Below are 16,738 nucleotides of genomic sequence, written 5' to 3' on the forward strand. Positions count from 1 at the left end.
TGCTTTTCATCCAACTACAACCGCTGCCGGATCAGAACGCCTGTTGCAGACGCAGCGACACCTGCCGGTTGTCACCGCGCGGGCCGAAGCGCTGGTCATAGCCCAGTGACAGGCGGGTATTGCGGGCCAGCCACGACTCCACCGACAAACCAAACAAGCCGCCCGAACGCGACGGTTGCAGACCAGCAATCGGCGCCCAGGCATCCACCCCGACGAAGCTGGCATCCAGGCTCAGGCCATTGCCACCCAGCGCCTGCTGCCATTCGGCATAACCATTGAAGGCCACCTGCTTCCACAGGTACTGGCCACGCAAGCCAGCCAAGGCCTGCACACGGCTGCTGCTCCAGTCATCGGCGCGCAGGCCGAAGCCGTAGCCGCCCTGTTCGTTGAAAGCGCCACCGTCGATGCGGGTGTAATCCGCGCCCATATACGGTGTCAGCTGCGCCCTGCCATGGCCGAGCCGATAACCAGCCTCGACGCTGCTGGACAGGAAGTTGCCGCTGTAACGCGCATGCACCCCGGCGCGTTCGGAACCCAGCAACAGACCGCGATCCAGCTCACGCTGGTACTGGCCAAACCCGGCCTGGCCCAGCACATAGACATCACCGCGCTGCCAGCCAGCGTAGAGCTGCGACTGGGTCTGGCGGTCGCGACTGCGATCCTGGGCCACGCCACCACTGGTATTGGCGCGGGTTTCACCGAACGCGAAACCCAGCACGGCATTGCCTGACAACGCGGTTTCGCCGCCCATCATCCAACCGCCAACGCTGTAGTCACTGCCCAGATAACCGCCCTGGCCACCGCCACCCAGGCTGCGCATCCACACACCACTGGCCGCCGGCCGCGCGCCAGCCTCGGCGAACTGGCTGGACAGCGCGCGCCGGCTCATGTCGATGCTGTCAAAGGTCATCGCCGTGGCAGTAGCGTGAGCCTGCCCGGACAGACTCTCCAGACTCTGGGCCAAGCCGGTAAAACCACCGCCAACGCCCTGCACCGCTGCCGCTGCCGAGCCGAACGCCGTGGCCTGCAGACCGGTATCGGTATCCAGCAGTTCGAACGCCTGCTCCACCCGCTGCGCTGCCGACATTGCGCGCAAGCCAACGCTGGCGGTGTTTGCTGCCGTGGTGACACTCACCCGGTCCAGCTGCAGCCAGGCGTTATTGACGTCATAGCCATACTGGGTCTGCAGCAAGGTAACGCCGGTGCTGCCAGTAGCCGGGGTTGCGAATTGCCCGCTGATACCCCCGCCCGCATGCAGCAGGTCCTGGCGGCGACCGTCCTGCGGCACATACCCGGCGACCGCACCACTGACCATCACCCCGCCATCCAGGCTCGCGGTTCCTGTGACCTGCAAGGCATTGGAACCGAGCGCAACCATCAAGCGTGCGCCCGAGCGCTGCACATAGTTGCCCTCGATCGTTGCCGAGCCCTCATTGCTGAGCACGATCACGCTGGCGCCGTTGTCCACGTTACCAACCACACGTGTGGTGCCACCCATGAACTGAAGTGCAGCAGCCGAAGGATTGGACTGCGCGTCGATGCTGACATTGGAACGGATCGAGCCGCCATCGCGCAGCGCCAGCGTACCCTGCTGGATACGGGTGGCACCGGCATAGGTATTGGCAGCGGACAAGCCCAGCGAGCCACTACCGGATTTCACCAGACCACCGGCGCCGCTGATCGGATTACTCCATACCGAATTGAGGCCGAGCTGATTCACATTAACCTTGATGTCGCCCCAATCGGCCTTGCCCGGCCCCTTCACCGCCTTGCCGACATTGAGCAGGCCATAGCCGAATACAGCGTCCGGGTCTGGATCACCCAGGTCGGTCGCAGTGCCCAACAGGGTCTGCCGGACCAGGTCATTGTTGAAGTAAGGGAACGCCTGCCACACCAGCGCTGCCGCGCCCGACACCAGGGGCGCCGCATAGGAGGTGCCACTGCCGTAGTAATAGGACAGATTGTTCGCGGTGCTGTTCTGTCCCAGGAACACCGATGTCCCCGGCGCCACCAGACAGTAATTCTTGGCGACGCCGCAGGCGTTGGAGTAAGACGCCAACGCCGTCGGCTTGGCCGTATCCAGGGCCGCCACAGCCAACCAACCCCGCTCCAGATCGGCCGCCGGATAGCTGCCAGGGTCGCCAGCCTTGCTCGGCAACGCGGCCATGTCGGAAGGGTTGGGCTTTGATTCGTTGCCAGTGGCGAACACCACCAGCCCATCATTATTGTTGATGAAAGGACGGTACTCGTTAGCAATCTCCGCCGTTACGTTCGGCCGGGTCCAGTACAAGCCGCCCCAAGAATTATTCATGATGCGCATGCCATCGCGGATCAGGTCCGCATGGATCGAGGCCATGCCCAGCGCGCCGGTCACTTCGTTGCCCTTGCCGGAGCCATCGTCGGTTGGCGATTTGTCGGCAATGATGCGCGCCGACAGGATCTGCGCGCCCGGCGCGATGCCGCCCGGCCATTGCCCAGTGGGTGCGCCAGCGGCCAACTGCGCCACGGTGGTGCCATGCCCAACCACATCGTCCACCGACAGATTGTTCTGGGTCGAACTGACGTAGTTGCGATTGACCAGCACCCGCCCGGCCAGGGCCGGATGGTTACGCATCACCCCGGAGTCGATCACGCCGATGCGGTAACCGGCACCGGTCAGGCCCATGGCCTGCGCTGCCGGCGTATTGGTCAACGCCAGGTGCGCATCAAACGCAGGCTGCGGGGTCACCGGCGGGGTTACCGGCGGAGTCGTGGTGGGCGGCGGCGTTACCGGTGGTGTCACCGGTGGCGGGTCGGATTTGGGTCCGCTACCACTGCCGCAGGCCGCCAACGCCAGCGCCAATGAACTGGCCAACACGCCGCGAGCCGCGCTGCCATTTACCAATGAACTGCTCATTCCCTTGTCCCCCTTCCTGTGGATGATTCGCCAATTCAGGTATTACCTGATCCCGGTAGCGCTCCAGCTACCTTCTATACTGCAACGACAATCCACTGCCTGTGGGGATGTGCCGTTGGTCCAATGTGCCCGATCCCGCAGACGTTCGATAATTGCCGAAAGGTATAACCGAGATTGCTCATGTCTGACATCGTCATCGCCGCCGCCAAGCGTACCGCCATTGGCTCCTTCCTTGGCCAGTTCAACGGCGTCCCCACCCCGACCCTCGGTGCAGCCGCTATCAGCGCGGCCATGCAGCAGTCCGGCATCCCTGCCGGCGACGTGTCCGAAGTCATCATGGGCTGCGTGCTGCCCGCCAACCTGGGCCAGGCGCCCGCACGCCAGGCCGCGCTGGCCGCAGGCCTGCCGACCAGCACCGGTGCCACCACCCTCAACAAGGTCTGCGGCTCTGGCATGAAGGCCATCATGCTCGGCCACGACCTGATCAAGGCCGGCTCGGCCAGCATCGTGGTTGCCGGCGGCATGGAATCCATGTCCAACGCCCCGCACCTGCTGCCCAACTCGCGCACCGGCAACCGTTACGGCAACTTCCAGGCGGTGGACCACATGGCATGGGATGGCCTGACCAACCCGTACGACGGCCAGGCCATGGGCGTGTTTGCCGAAGCCACCGTAGCCAAATTCGGCTTCACCCGCGAAGAGCAGGACGCCTACGCCATCGAGTCGGTCACCCGCGCTCAGGCTGCCGTGGCCAATGGCGCGTTCGCTGACGAAATCGTTGCGGTCAAGGTTGCCACCCGCAAGGGCGAGGTCGAGTTCAACCAGGACGAGCAGCCGGGCAAGTCGGACATCAGCAAGATCCCGACCCTGCGTCCGGCCTTCAAGAAGGACGGCAGCGTCACCGCCGCCAGTTCCTCCAGCATTTCCGACGGCGCCGCCGCGCTGGTGCTGCTGTCCGCCGACGATGCTGCCAAGCGCGGCGTGCAGCCGCTGGCACGCATTGCCGCACACGCCACCCACTCGCAGGAACCGGAGTGGTTCACCACTGCGCCGATCGGTGCGATCAACAAGGTCCTGCAAAAAGCCGGCTGGACCATCGCCGACGTCGATCTGTTCGAGATCAACGAAGCCTTCGCCGTGGTGGCGATGGCACCGATCCGCGAACTGGGCATTCCACACGCCAAGATCAACGTCAATGGCGGTGCCTGCGCATTGGGCCATCCCATCGGTGCATCCGGTGCCCGCTTGGTGGTTACGCTGGTAAATGCATTGCGCACACGCGGCCTCAAGCGTGGCATTGCGTCGCTTTGCATCGGCGGCGGCGAAGCAACTGCCATCGCCATTGAATTGATTTGATTGGAAAATTTCAGATAATTCAAAACCTGAATGCGGGACCGCTTGACAGTCAAAATGGGCTTGTCATCATGTTCCCGGCGCGCAATGGCGCGTTGCCTAATTTCACGACGAGGATTCACAAATGAGCATCAACAAGCTGCTGATCGCAATGACCCTGGGTCTGGCCCTGACCGCCTGCTCGAAGCAGGAGCAGGCTGCTGACGCCGCCGCTGCCGCTGACACCGCTGCAACCGAAGCCCAGGGCGCTGCTGACGCTGCTGCCACCGCTGGCGCTGCTACCGCTGACGCTGCCCAGGCTGCTGCCGACACCGCCGCCACCGCTGCTGACGCTGCTGGCCAGGCTGCTGGCGCCGCTGCTGCTGCCACCACCGACGCTGCTGCTGCCACCGCTACCGACGCTGCCAAGGCTGCTGAAGACGTTGCTGCACAGGCCAAGGACGCTGCTGAAGAAGCCAAGAAGTAATAACTTCTGCTTCCAAGCTGGTCTTGAAAAGCCGCTGGTTCGCCAGCGGCTTTTCTTATGGGCGGGGTTTGCCCAGACAGCACTACGATTCACGGCAAACAGGCCTCAACGCGCCAATGCTGCCATGCGCGCTGACCAAGGCATGCTGATCTGCAAGCATGTTTCCTAGCAGCACCCGTTGGCAGGGATGAGCAGATACGCACTGCGCAGCAACCTTGGCTGCCAAGGTCATGATCTCCTTGAGCGCATCACACCGCTTGATCCGGCCTTGACGTGATCTGAATACGCCAGCCACTAGGGTGAGCACGTTGACCCAACACAGGAGAGCGCAATGAAGTTGTTTGTCCCCGTACTGACCGCAGGCCTGGTGCTGGCTTTGGCTGGCTGCAATAACCATGACGCCGAGCAGGCCAAGCAGGACGCAGCCGCTGCTGCCGATCACGCCGCCGAAGCGGCCAAGAGCGCGGCCGAATCCGCCGCAGATGCGACCCGCGACGCCGCCGACCAAGCTGCCGCGGCCACCCGTAATGCCGCCGCCGAATCGCAACAGGCACTGGACAAAGCCGCCGACGCCACCGCCAAGGCTGCCGACGATGCCTCGGTCGCAGCCAAGGACGCCGCCGCCGATGCCAGCGCCGCTACCGCCAACGCAGCACAGAAGGTTGCCGACCACGCCCACGACGCAGCCAAGCAAGCGCGCGAAAAAGCAGACGCCGCCAAGCATTGATAGACTTCGTCACGCAGCTGTCATGCCGATGACAGCTGCGTGACGCTCGCGCTGGATGCGTGATGCCACAGGGGGCCGGATGCACGCAATCCGGGCAGGCATGTGATCACGCCCGCGTAGACAGCACGTGCGTATCACCTCGATCATGCAGTCAAGGGCCGGATGCGGAAACACACGGGCAGTAAATTCGCGCTGATTTTTTCGGCGCTGGTGTTCGTCGCCATTGGCGTCGGTGTATTCGTCGGCGCGCGCAGGTTCATCGCCGATGCACGGCTGGTCGCCCATACCCACGAAGTCATCAGCCGGATTGATGAAATCCAGGCCATGGTGCTCGATGCCGAATCGGCCGAGCGCGGCTACCTGCTGACCGGCAGCCAGGCCTATCTGATTGACTACCAGGTGAGCGTGGAACGGCTGCCGCTGTTGTTGAGCAGCCTGTCCAAGTCGGTCCCCGACAACCCCGATCAGGCACGCAATGCAATCAAACTCAATGAGCTGGTGAACCGGCGCCTGCAGCAGATCCAGCACGTCGTCGACATCTACGACGACCAAGGGCTGGACGCCGCACGCGCCGCGATCAACCAGAGCGCATTCCGCACCACCAGCGCCATCCGCGAGCAGGTTCGGACCATGGTCGAGGAAGAACACGACCGGCTGGTGGACCGCGCCGCCAGCTCACGCCGCAGTGCGGACCTGCTACTAGGGCTCGCCTTCGCCGGCATCCCCTTTGGCCTTGCCGTGGTCGCATCGGTCTACGGCATCCTGCTGTCCGAGCTGCGCCGCCGCAGCCGCGCCGAGAAGCGCGCAGCAAGCGCTACGCAGCAACTGGCCGGCAACCTGGAGCAGATCGAACGTTCCAGCGCCGACCTGCAGACACTGGGCCGCTATACCGGCTTGCTGCAGAGCTGCGCCAACCCGGAAGAAGCCCTGGAAATCAGCGCGCGTACGCTGGAAGCGCTGATGCCCAATGTCGCCGGCTCGGTCTATCTGCTGCGCGCCTCCAATGATCGCGTCGAGAACATCGTCAGCTGGGGCAAGCCGCTGGTGGAAACCAGCGCATTCCTGCCGCCCAGCGATTGCTGGGCGATACGGCGTGGGCAACCGCATGTGATTGATGACCTGCTGCGCGATGCCAGCTGCCCGCATATCAGCCGACCAGAACACGGTCAAAGTGTGGCCACCGCCTGCATCCCGATGTCGGCCCAAGGCGTACAGATTGGTTTTCTATTTCTTTCCGGTGCTGGCCCCGGCCCGCTGCCGCGCCTGAACATCGCCGAATCGGCGGTGGAACAGCTGTCGCTTGCGTTGAGCAATCTGCGCCTGCGCGAATCACTGCGCCTGCAGTCGATCCGCGACCCGCTGACCGGGCTGTACAACCGTCGCTATCTGGAAGAATCACTGACCCGTGAAATCGCCCGCTGCGGCCGCCGCGACTTCCCACTGTCGGTGATCATGCTGGATGTGGATCACTTCAAGCAGTTCAACGACACCCACGGTCACGGTGGCGGCGATGCCTTGCTGGCTGCCATCGGCCAACTGCTGGGCTCGCGTCTGCGCGGCGAAGACATCGCCTGCCGCTATGGCGGCGAAGAGTTCACCGTGATCCTGCCCGAGTCGGACAGCAGCAATGCCCTGCGTCAAGCCGAGGAACTGCGCCTTGCCCTGTCGCAGATGAGTGTGCCGTTCTCCGGCAAGACGCTGCCACCGATCACCATCTCGCTGGGCGTGGCGACGTATCCGGTTGATGGCGTGGCTGGCCTCACCCTCCTGCGCAAAGCCGATGCCGCGCTGTACCGGGCCAAGCGCAGCGGCCGCAACCAGGTACTGCGCTTTGACCCGGCGCTGGATGGCGCCGGCTGATCAGGCCTGCGGCAAAGCACGCGTCAGAATGTCCGCAAACGGCGTTGCGGCCTGCAGCACGCCGTAGACGCCAGCCGCACGCGGCAGGCGTGATTGCACGTACAACGCTGCCAGCGGGCTGTCCGCGCGCAGCAACGCCGCTGCCTGCAGCAGCACTGCGATATCGCTGACCAACGTACGTGCATCGGCTTGGGCCAATTCGGCACCTTGCAGCTGAGCTAGTGCAGCCGACAGCGCGCGATCATAGCCATCGATGCGGCCCGCGACCTGCTGCAACTCAGCCAGCAAGGCCACACGCGTTTCCGGCTCGCGCTGCAAGGCACGCAGCACATCCAGGCACTGCACGTTGCCGCTGCCTTCCCAGATCGAGTTCAGCGGCGCCTGCCGGTACAGCCGCGGCAACATCGACTCTTCCACATAGCCGGCACCGCCCAGGCATTCCTGCGCTTCGTTGACGAAGCCTGGTGCGCGCTTGCATATCCAGAACTTGCCGATGGCAGTGCCGATGCGTGCGAATGCAGCTTCATGTGCATCCTGCGGCGCGCCATCCACAGCGCGGGCCACACGCATCGCCAAGGTGGTCGCCGCCTCCGACTCGATTGCCAGATCGCTCAACACATTGGCCATCAACGGCTGCTCGACCAGCAGCTTGCCAAAGCTGCGCCGGTGCCGCGCATGATGCAGCGCCTGCGCCAGGGCCATGCGCATCTGCGCGGCCGAGCCCAGCATGCAGTCCAGCCGGGTCAGCATCACCATCTCGATGATGGTTGCCACGCCGCGCCCCTCTTCGCCGACGCGCCGCGCCCAGGCGCCGCAGAACTCGACCTCGCTGGAGGCATTGGCCCAGTCACCGAGCTTGTCCTTCAGGCGCATCAGATGGAAATTGTTGCGCCGCCCGCAGGCCAGCCGCCGCGGCATCAGAAAGCAGCTCAATCCACCCGGTGCCTGCGCCAGCACCAGCCAGCCATCGGACATCGGCGCGGAGAAAAACCACTTGTGCCCAACCAGGCTGTACTCGCCCTCGCCCGCCAACGGTGTCGCCAAGGTGGTATTGCTGCGCACATCAGAGCCGCCCTGTTTCTCGGTCATGCCCATGCCGACGGTGATGCCCGGCTTGTCGCCGATCGGCAGGTCGCGGGCGTCGTAGAACGGCGCTGCCGCCTTGCTGGCCCATTCGGCCAGCGCAGGTTCCTGACGCAACACCGGCACCGCCGCATGGGTCATGGTCAGCGGGCAACTGGTGCCGGCTTCGGCTTGATGGTGCAGATAGCTCAGCGCCGCACGCGCCACATGCGCGCCGGGCTGCGCTGAGCGCCAGGACAGCCCGGCCACGCCACGGGTCTTCGCTGTCGCCATGAGCCGATGGTAGGCAGGATGGAAATCAACGGTATCGATCCGGTTGCCGTGCGCATCGTGGGTGCGCAGCAGCGGCCGCTGTCGATTGGCCTCAAAGCCAATCCGGTACAGCTCACCACCGGCCAGTACACCGTAGTGCTGCAAAGCGCCAGCAAAGGACTCAGCACCCTCGCGTTGCACGCACTGCTGCAAGGCCAGATCGTCCTGCCACAGATCGCGCTCGGCAAACGGCGGCGGCTGGTTGTCGACGACGTGGGTTTCAAACGGAGGCGGCTGCGGCAGCATGGCGGCGACTCGGGGAGGACCGCCCTTGATTCTGCCGCAAGCGCGCGCTGCTGGCGCGCCATTCAGCGCTTCTGCGCGACCTCGGCCAGCGCGGCAATGAATTCATCCTGTAGCGCCAGCTTGCCGAACAGACCATGCTGGGTACCACTGAGTACCCGCAGCATGTGACCACGCCCGCCGGGCATCCGCCCCATTGGCTTGAACAGCAGGTCCCGGCCATTGGCGATCCAATTGTGATCGGATTGGAAGATCGGCGTCAGCCAGCGGCTCCAGAACTGGTACAGCCATACATGCGCTTTGCGCTGGTGCTGGTAACGCGCCAACGCCGCATCAATGTTCTGCTCGGCACGCAAGGCGTCGCGCAGCGCCATCGCATCCATCAACGCCATGTTGACGCCCTGCCCCAGCTGCGGGCTCATCGAGTGTGCCGCGTCACCGGCCAGTACCAGACGCCCGCGGTACCAGCGCTGCATCACCGCATCGCGGTAGCTGGCGCGGGCCAACTGCGCCTGCAGCGTTACTCCGGCCAGGCGCTCGCGCGCTTCCGGCCATAGCGTGGCGATCTCATCCAGCCACGGCTCCAGCCCGTCGCGTTCCCAGGCCTGGAAACCATCGCGAGGCAGACTCCAGAAGAAGCTCAGGCGTTGCTCGCTGTCGCCCGGGCGGTTACCCACCGGCAACAGACCAATCATCTTGCGCGCCGCCACATAGCGCTGGCGCAGCTCGTCGCCATGCTGCCAATCGCCGCGCGGCAACAGGCACCACAGCGCGCCCCACGGGTAGACCCGGTCGAGCTTGGTGCCCTGCACCTGCGCGCGCAGGCCGGAGCCCGAGCCGTCGGTGGCGATCACCAGATCAAATGGGCCATGCCAACGTCCGCACTGGTCCTGCACGCGCTGCAACGTATCGTCGATAGCGCTGATGCGGCTGTCCACGTGCAGCGACGGGCCGGCATCCCAGGCCGCATCCAGCAGCGAGAACAGCGCCCCGCGCTGCATGCCCACGCCACACAGGCGTGCATCCAGCCCGGCGTAGCTCATGTCCATTACCGCACGGCCGCACGGCGTCTCGCCATACAGACGGCGCACTACCGCGCCGTGCCCCAGCACCTGCGGCATCAACTGCATCTGCCACAGCGCCTGCAGGCCACTGGGCTGCAGCAGGAAGCCTGCACCTACCGGGCCCGGCGTTGCGGCCTGCTCGAACACCTGCACCCGGTGCCCATCGCGCGATAGCAGCACGGCCAGCGCCTGCCCGGCCGTGCCGTAGCCGACGATGGCGATATCCAGTGTCTTGCTCATTACAGCCCCTCCCTTGGCGACTGCATCCTTAAAAAAAAACCCCGCCTAGGCGGGGTTTTTCCGCACATGCGGGTCGATCACTCGACCGGCATGATGTTCGAAGCCTGGGCACCCTTCGGGCCCTGGGTCACGTCATAGCTGACGCGCTGGCCTTCCTGCAGGCTGCGGAAGCCCTTGGAATTGATCGCAGAGAAGTGCGCGAAGACATCGGCGCTGCCGTCCTCCGGTGAGATGAAGCCAAATCCCTTGGCGTCGTTGAACCACTTGACGGTACCGTTCGGCATGGTGATGCGAGACCTTGTTCGATGAATGGATTGATGCACGCTGAATGAAGCGCACTGGCGGAGTATGCAAACCTTAAGCCGGGATGACAATCACCCCCGGGCCAATTCACCCACCAAAGTCGGCAAACCGGACGAAGCTGCCTCCACATTGGCCAAAACCTCGGCCATGGTGATCTCCGCGGCGTCGCCGCAGCCAGCCGCCCAATTGGCGACAATCGCCAGACAGGCATATTCCAACCCCAATTCGCGCGCCAGCCCGGCCTCGGGCATGCCGGTCATGCCGACCAGATCGCAGCCATCACGGCGCATCCGGGCAATTTCGGCATTGGTTTCCAGGCGCGGGCCCTGGGTGGCGCCGTAACAGCCGCCATCCTGCATCGCCACGCCCTTGGCCTTGGCCGCCGCCAGCACCTTGGCGCGGAACGACGGGGTGTAGGGATGGCCGAAATCCACATGCAGGACCTCGCTGCCTTCTTCCTCGCTGAGGGTGGAAATCCGACCCCACGTGTAGTCGATCAGCTGGTCCGGGCAGGCTAGCACGCGCGGGCCGAAGTCGTCGCCAATACCACCCACGGTGTTCAAGGCCAACACTCGTGTTGCACCCAGCTGCTTGAGCGCAGCCAGATTGGCGCGGTAGTTGATCTTGTGCGGCGGGATCGAGTGGCCCTCGCCATGCCGGGCCAGAAACGCCACGCGCTGGCCGTGCAACAGGCCAACCCGGACTGGTCCGGAGGGGGCGCCATAGACGGTCTGCACGTCGTGCGTCTGCACATCGTCCAACGCCGCCAGCTTGTACACACCGGTGCCGCCAATAACGGCCAGGGCGATAGGTTCCATGCTCATTCCTGATGTTCTCGTTGGGCACGCGCAAGCCACGCCCTTGGCGTGGCCCAGCCGCGATCAAACCAAAAGCCGATGGCAAGCATCGGCCGCCGGCATTACTGCTTCATTGCATAGATGGCCGGCAGCGAACGCAGCGATTCGTTGACGTCCATGCCGAAACCGAACACGAAGCGATCCGGCAGCTCGATGCCTGCGTAATTGGCCTTGACGCCCGGCAGGCAGCGATCGTGCTTCTTCACCGTCAGCACGGCGATGCGCACATCGGTGGCGCCCTGCTCCAGGCACCATTCGCGCACGCCCTGCAGGGTGAAGCCTTCGTCCAGGATGTCGTCGACCAGGATCACCCGGCGGCCAAACAAGGCCGACACCGGGCGGTGCTTCCAGACCAGATCGCCGCCGTTCTCGCCGTGGTAACGCGAGGCCTGCATGTAGTCGAACTGGGCGTCCTGACCGCGCGCGCCCAGCTCCAATGCCAGCTGGCCGGCGAACGGCAGCGCACCGTTCATGATCGAGATGAACACCGGCACTTCGCCCTTGTAGTCACGCGCGATGGCGTCGGCGATGCCGGCGATGGCGGTGTCGATGGTGGGGCGGTCGACCAGCAGGTCGGCCTGGGCCACGGCTTGTTCAAGAGTGAGTTTGCTGGACATCAGACGGTTCTTCCAAGGTTTTCAAGCAGATGATTACGGGTATCAGTATGGCGGGCATCGGCCAGCAGGCCGCCCCAACCCATCGCCCCGCGGCCGATCAGGCTCAACAGGGCGGCGGTATTCAAGCTGCGGCCGGCTACGGCCTGCAGTGATTCTTCGACCAGCTCCGGGTGGCAGACCAGCACCACGTCGCAGCCAGCATCCAGGTGCGCATCGACGCGGGCCTTGACCCCACCGGCAGCGAACGAGGCCGCCATGCCGATATCGTCGGAGAACACCACGCCACGGAAGCCCATCTGCTCACGCAGGATCTGGTTGATCCAGCGAGAGGAGTAGCCTGCCGGTTCCGGCGCCACCTGCGGATAGATGACGTGCGCCATCATTACCGCGTCGGCACCAGCAGCGATGCCGGCCCGGAACGGTATCAGGTCATGCGCTTCAATTTCAGCCAAGGGCCGCGGGTCGACCGCGGTGTCCACATGCGTGTCTTCACGCACGGTGCCATGCCCGGGGAAATGCTTGAGCGTGGCAGCCATGCCGACCGAATGCATGCCGCGCACATAGGCCGCGGCCAAGGCAGCGACGACCTGCGGGTCTTCGCCAAAGGCACGGTTGCCAATGGCGAGGTTGCCGTGACCCACGTCCACCACCGGTGCGAAGCTCAGGTCCAGGCCACTGGCGCGGATTTCGCTGGCCATCAGCCAGGCGTGCTGTTCGGCCAGCGCCAAGGCGCCGTCCGGGTCGGTCGCATACAGCTCGCCGAAGCCTTGCAGCGGCGGCAGATCGGCATAGCCCTCGCGGAAACGCTGCACGCGCCCACCTTCCTGGTCCACGCTGATCAGCAGCGGCCGCGCGGTGGCGGCACGGATCGCCGTGGTCAGCTCGACCACCTGCGCCCGCGAAGCGAAGTTGCGCTTGAACAGCACCACCCCGGCCACCGCGTCATGCTGCAGCCAGTCACGCTCCTGGGCGGTCAGTTCGGTACCGGCAACGCCGATCAAAAGCATGTAAAGACTCCCATCCACCGCAGACTGCGGCGTAGCGGAATATTGTCGCAGATGGCGCCCGCCGCGTCAGAGCCCGCGTTCAGACGCTGCAGCCATCCGGGCCACAGGCCTGTTCATCCTGGTTGGCAGCGCCCTGCGGCGCCTGCTCGGCGGCAATTTTCCGCAATACGTCGGCAAACACTTCCGGCGGCTGCCCACCCTGCACTGCGTACTGGCCGTTGATCACAAAGGTCGGCACCGACTGGATGCCCAGCGCCTGCGCCTGACCAATCCCGGCCTGCACCTGGGCAAGACCTTCGTCCGAAGCCAGCATGGCCTGCACCCGCTCGGCCGGGATCTCGCCCGCCGCGGCAGCGGCAATCAGCACCTGCGGATCGGCCAGATTGCGGCCTTCGGCGAAGTGCGCCCGGAACAGCGCCTCACCGACCTGCTCCTGTACCCCGTACTGACCGGCCAGCCACATCAGCCGATGCGCCGGCAAGGTACTGACCTTGACCTGGCCCTTGCTGAAATCCATCGGCAGGCCTTCGGCCTGGGCTGCGCTCTGGGTCTGCGCCAGCATCTGTTTGGTGCGTTCGGCGCCGCCGAACTTGGCCGCGTAGGCCTCCAGCAACGGCACCGGGGTGGTACCGGCGTCCGGATCGAGCAGGAACGGATGCCAACGCACCTCGATCTCAGGCGCGTCGACACCCAGCAATTCCAGACCGCGCTGGAAGCGATGCTTGCCGATCCAGCACCAAGGGCAAACGACGTCGGACCAGATATCGATGCGCATTAGAGTTCCTAATATCCAATGTAGTGCCGAGCCATGCTCGGCAGGGGCTTTACCAGCAATGCCGAATGTAGTGCCGAGCCATGCTCGGCTGAAGCTTTACCGGTAATGCCTCTGCCGAGCATGGCTCGGCACTACCGGGTTTGCTTGTGAAGCCCCTGCCGAGCATGGCTCGGCACTACAGCCGTTTCACCACTGGCTGTACGGCTTCGATGCCAAGGCCAGATTGTAATAACGCAGTTCGTCGGTTACTTCGGCGCCGGCCCAGTCGGGCTTGGCGAACACCTGGTCGGCGCTCTCCAGCTCCACTTCGGCCACCACCAGCCCGGCGTTGTCACCGAGGAATTCATCCACTTCCCACAGCAGGCCGCCGTGCTGAACCAGATGCCGACGTTTGTCGATCAGGCCACCGACGCACAGCGCCAGCAGTTCACGCGCCTCGCTCACCGGCACCGGATAGTCGAATTCCTGGCGGGTGTGGCCGAGCTCACGCGACTTGATGTTCAGGTAGGCCTCGTCGCCTTGGATGCGCACGCGCACCGAAGCCTTCTGCGCACCGCTGTCCATCGCCGCCATATCGTTGATATAGCCCTGCGCCATCGGGATGACGGCGTGCGCAGCGGCACGCCAGTCATCGCTGGTGACGAGGAACTTGCGTTCGATCTCGATACCCACCGCTTACCTCTTCTCGAATACGGCAATGCTTTCCACGTGCGCGGTGTGCGGGAACATGTCCATCGCACCTGCCGAGACCAGGGTGAAGCCCCGCTCATTGACCAGGTAACCAGCATCACGTGCCAGCGAACCCGGATGGCAGCTCACGTAGACGATGCGCTTGAACTGCTCCAGCGGCAACTGCTTGAGCACATCGATCGCACCCGAGCGCGGCGGGTCGAGCAGCAGCTTGTCGAAGCCCTGTTTCATCCACGCTGCTTCGCTTTGATCCAGGGTCAGATCAGCGGCATGGAACTCGGCATTGGCCAGACCATTACGCTCGGCGTTTTCCTTGGCACGTGCAACCAGTCCCGCCTCGCCTTCCACGCCCACCACTTCGCGCACGCTGCGCGCCAGCGGCAAGGTGAAATTACCCAGGCCACAGAACAGGTCGAGCACGCGCTCGTCAGGCTGTGCATCCAACAAGGTCAGCGCATGCGCGATCATCTGCTGGTTGAGCTTGGCGTTTACCTGGATGAAATCCAGCGGGCGGAACGCCAGTTCCACGTCCCACTGCGGCAGCGCGAACGACAGTGCAACGCCTTCGGCCGGCCACAGCGGTGCCACAGTGTGCAGGCCACCGGACTGCAGGTAGATCGCAAAGCCATGCTCTTGCCCGAATGCGATCCACGCCTGCTTGTCAGCATCGCTGAGCGGCGCCAGATGGCGCACAGTCAAGGCGATGGCAGCATCGCCAGCGATGAATTCGATCTGCGGGATATCGCGCTTGCCATCCAGCGTTTCGATGAAGGTGGACAGCACGCCCACCTTGCTGCCGATCTCCGGGATCACCGTCAGGCACTGCGACAGATCGGCGACGAAGCGCGGATCCAGTTCGCGGAAACCAACCAGCGTTTTGTCCTTCTTCTCGACGCGGCGCACCGAGAAGCGGCCCTTGCGGCGATAACCCCAGCTGTCGCCGACCAGCGCCGGCAATACCGTGCCTGGGCTGACGTGGCCGATGCGGGTCAGGTTGTCGGTCAGCACCTGCTGCTTGGCCACGATCTGCTGCGACTCTTCCAGGTGCTGCAGCACGCAGCCAGCACACACGCCGAAATGCGGGCAGCGTGGCTCGACGCGGTGCGGCGAGGCCTTGAGCACTTCGACCGTCTTGGCCTCATCGAAATGACGGCTCTTGCCGGTCTGCTCGGCCATCACCGTTTCCTGCGGCAGCGCGCCGCTGATGAAGGTGACCTTGCCACCCTCGCCTTCGCGCCGGGCAACGCCACGGCCATCGTGGCTCAGGTCGAGGATGTCGGTCTGGAACGGGGTCTTGTCTATGCGGGGGGATCTGGATCGGGCCACGTGGCAACAGGCTGCGGGCAAAAGGGCGGCCATTGTCGCAGATGCTTAACGTGAACACCCCCGATGGCTTGCAGATCGCCGCGCCATCGCTAATATGCGGGGTGTAGCTGACATGGAGGCAGCAGATGAATACGCATCACCAAGGAAACGTGCCGCGCCTGTTGTTGGTCGAGGACGACATGACCAGCCAAGGCTTCTTCCAGTTTGTACTGGAATCGCTACCGGCCAAGGTTGATATCGCCGACTCCTGCGCCAGCGCGCTGCGCTGCGCACAAAGCGGGACTTACGACCTGTGGCTGCTCGATGTGAACCTGCCCGACGGCAACGGTGCCAACCTGTTGCACAGTCTGCGTGGCCTATATCCGCACACCGGTGCGCTGGCACATACCGCCGATACCAGCCAGGAAATGCAGACAAGTCTGCAGCAGGCCGGCTTCCAGGAGACCCTGGTCAAGCCGATCAGTCGCGACTCACTGCTCAAAAGCGTGCGCCGTGCGCTGAGCAAATCCACTGCGAAAACCAATGGCATCATTGCCGAGGCTGCACTGGATTGGGATGAATCCGCCGCAATGAATGCCCTGAACGGGCAACAGGCACACGTGCGTGCGTTGCGCGAACTGTTCCTGTCCGAGTTGCCCGGCACCCGTGACGCGGTCAGTCATGCGCTTGAAGAACATGACGACAAAGCCCTGCATGCCCAGTTGCACAAGCTGCAGGCCAGTTGAGGTTTTGTTGGTGCCTCACGCTTGGCGGTTGCAGTGCGCCAGCTGAATCACGATCCGGCATCGATGCAGGCAAGGCAACAATTCGGCAGCGCCGTCAGCGCCTTGCTGCGCTGATCAATTGCAGACTGCGCCCGTGTAGTGCCGAGCCATGCTCGGCAAGGGGCGTTCCCGGTAAAGCCTCTGCCGAGCATGGC

At 64.3% G+C, this 16,738-nt stretch carries 14 protein-coding genes and 1 pseudogene; 5 read left to right on the forward strand and 10 right to left on the reverse strand.

Going from position 1 to position 16,738, the window contains the following annotated elements; all coding sequences use genetic code 11:
- Nucleotides 1–31: 31 nt before the first annotated feature.
- Nucleotides 32–2,896 carry a S8 family serine peptidase gene (locus ACVOMB_RS12885; RefSeq protein WP_481531541.1) on the reverse strand — a complete coding sequence of 955 codons (2,865 nt, stop codon included), beginning with the start codon at nt 2,894–2,896 and terminating at the stop codon, nt 32–34.
- Nucleotides 2,897–3,076: 180 nt separating this feature from the next.
- On the opposite strand from ACVOMB_RS12885, the gene ACVOMB_RS12890 reads away from it, so the two are divergent.
- The 4 genes from ACVOMB_RS12890 to ACVOMB_RS12905 all read left to right on the forward strand — a co-directional run bounded on the left by ACVOMB_RS12890 (nt 3,077) and on the right by ACVOMB_RS12905 (nt 7,302).
- Nucleotides 3,077–4,252, forward strand: a complete 1,176-nt coding sequence (locus ACVOMB_RS12890; RefSeq protein WP_481531542.1) for a thiolase family protein — start codon at nt 3,077–3,079, stop codon at nt 4,250–4,252.
- Nucleotides 4,253–4,373: 121 nt separating this feature from the next.
- Complete coding sequence (locus ACVOMB_RS12895) at nt 4,374–4,715, forward strand: hypothetical protein (protein WP_481512630.1); 342 nt, start codon at nt 4,374–4,376, stop codon at nt 4,713–4,715.
- Nucleotides 4,716–5,046: 331 nt separating this feature from the next.
- Nucleotides 5,047–5,442, forward strand: coding sequence for a hypothetical protein (locus tag ACVOMB_RS12900; protein ID WP_481531543.1), 396 nt, complete (start codon nt 5,047–5,049; stop codon nt 5,440–5,442).
- 162 nt (nt 5,443–5,604) lie between these two features.
- Entirely contained in the window at nt 5,605–7,302 is a 1,698-nt protein-coding gene (locus ACVOMB_RS12905; protein WP_481531544.1) for a sensor domain-containing diguanylate cyclase, read from the forward strand.
- Here ACVOMB_RS12905 and ACVOMB_RS12910 read toward each other — a convergent pair whose 3' ends face one another.
- The 9 genes from ACVOMB_RS12910 to rlmD all read right to left on the reverse strand — a co-directional run bounded on the left by ACVOMB_RS12910 (nt 7,303) and on the right by rlmD (nt 15,819).
- Nucleotides 7,303–8,943, reverse strand: a complete 1,641-nt coding sequence (locus ACVOMB_RS12910; RefSeq protein ID WP_481531545.1) for an acyl-CoA dehydrogenase family protein — start codon at nt 8,941–8,943, stop codon at nt 7,303–7,305.
- A gap of 62 nt (nt 8,944–9,005) precedes the next feature.
- Nucleotides 9,006–10,244, reverse strand: coding sequence for an FAD-dependent oxidoreductase (locus ACVOMB_RS12915; protein WP_481531546.1), 1,239 nt, complete (start codon nt 10,242–10,244; stop codon nt 9,006–9,008).
- 77 nt (nt 10,245–10,321) lie between these two features.
- Nucleotides 10,322–10,528: a transcription antiterminator/RNA stability regulator CspE gene (cspE, locus tag ACVOMB_RS12920; RefSeq protein ID WP_481512635.1), complete on the reverse strand. Its 207-nt coding sequence runs from the start codon at nt 10,526–10,528 to the stop codon at nt 10,322–10,324.
- A gap of 90 nt (nt 10,529–10,618) precedes the next feature.
- Complete coding sequence (locus tag ACVOMB_RS12925; protein WP_481531547.1) at nt 10,619–11,365, reverse strand: S-methyl-5'-thioinosine phosphorylase; 747 nt, start codon at nt 11,363–11,365, stop codon at nt 10,619–10,621.
- Between the two features lie 101 nt (nt 11,366–11,466).
- Nucleotides 11,467–12,021, reverse strand: a complete 555-nt coding sequence (locus tag ACVOMB_RS12930; protein ID WP_481531548.1) for a hypoxanthine-guanine phosphoribosyltransferase — start codon at nt 12,019–12,021, stop codon at nt 11,467–11,469.
- A complete protein-coding gene (gene nagZ, locus ACVOMB_RS12935; RefSeq protein WP_481531549.1) occupies nt 12,021–13,028 on the reverse strand; it encodes a beta-N-acetylhexosaminidase in 1,008 nt (335 codons plus the stop codon). The genes ACVOMB_RS12930 and nagZ overlap by 1 nt, the downstream gene beginning before the upstream one ends.
- A 79-nt stretch (nt 13,029–13,107) precedes the next feature.
- A complete protein-coding gene (locus tag ACVOMB_RS12940) occupies nt 13,108–13,803 on the reverse strand; it encodes a DsbA family oxidoreductase (protein ID WP_481531550.1) in 696 nt (231 codons plus the stop codon).
- A gap of 186 nt (nt 13,804–13,989) precedes the next feature.
- Nucleotides 13,990–14,475: a CYTH domain-containing protein gene (locus ACVOMB_RS12945; protein ID WP_481531551.1), complete on the reverse strand. Its 486-nt coding sequence runs from the start codon at nt 14,473–14,475 to the stop codon at nt 13,990–13,992.
- A 3-nt stretch (nt 14,476–14,478) separates the two neighbouring features.
- Nucleotides 14,479–15,819 carry a 23S rRNA (uracil(1939)-C(5))-methyltransferase RlmD gene (gene rlmD / locus ACVOMB_RS12950; RefSeq protein ID WP_481531552.1) on the reverse strand — a complete coding sequence of 447 codons (1,341 nt, stop codon included), beginning with the start codon at nt 15,817–15,819 and terminating at the stop codon, nt 14,479–14,481.
- 125 nt (nt 15,820–15,944) lie between these two features.
- Between rlmD and ACVOMB_RS12955 the strand changes: the two are divergent.
- Nucleotides 15,945–16,658 (forward strand): annotated as a pseudogene (locus tag ACVOMB_RS12955) (Hpt domain-containing response regulator).
- Nucleotides 16,659–16,738 lie beyond the last annotated feature (80 nt).

The sequence above is a fragment of the Stenotrophomonas sp. STEN018 genome, from assembly GCF_056760235.1.

Coding starts and splice junctions, on each gene's coding strand:
- ACVOMB_RS12885 (WP_481531541.1), bottom strand. CDS start 2,896: ATGAGCAGTTCATTGGTAAATGGCAGCGCGGCTCGCGGCGTGTTGGCC.
- ACVOMB_RS12890 (WP_481531542.1), top strand. CDS start 3,077: ATGTCTGACATCGTCATCGCCGCCGCCAAGCGTACCGCCATTGGCTCC.
- ACVOMB_RS12895 (WP_481512630.1), top strand. CDS start 4,374: ATGAGCATCAACAAGCTGCTGATCGCAATGACCCTGGGTCTGGCCCTG.
- ACVOMB_RS12900 (WP_481531543.1), top strand. CDS start 5,047: ATGAAGTTGTTTGTCCCCGTACTGACCGCAGGCCTGGTGCTGGCTTTG.
- ACVOMB_RS12905 (WP_481531544.1), top strand. CDS start 5,605: ATGCGGAAACACACGGGCAGTAAATTCGCGCTGATTTTTTCGGCGCTG.
- ACVOMB_RS12910 (WP_481531545.1), bottom strand. CDS start 8,943: ATGCTGCCGCAGCCGCCTCCGTTTGAAACCCACGTCGTCGACAACCAG.
- ACVOMB_RS12915 (WP_481531546.1), bottom strand. CDS start 10,244: ATGAGCAAGACACTGGATATCGCCATCGTCGGCTACGGCACGGCCGGG.
- cspE (WP_481512635.1), bottom strand. CDS start 10,528: ATGCCGAACGGTACCGTCAAGTGGTTCAACGACGCCAAGGGATTTGGC.
- ACVOMB_RS12925 (WP_481531547.1), bottom strand. CDS start 11,365: ATGGAACCTATCGCCCTGGCCGTTATTGGCGGCACCGGTGTGTACAAG.
- ACVOMB_RS12930 (WP_481531548.1), bottom strand. CDS start 12,021: ATGTCCAGCAAACTCACTCTTGAACAAGCCGTGGCCCAGGCCGACCTG.
- nagZ (WP_481531549.1), bottom strand. CDS start 13,028: ATGCTTTTGATCGGCGTTGCCGGTACCGAACTGACCGCCCAGGAGCGT.
- ACVOMB_RS12940 (WP_481531550.1), bottom strand. CDS start 13,803: ATGCGCATCGATATCTGGTCCGACGTCGTTTGCCCTTGGTGCTGGATC.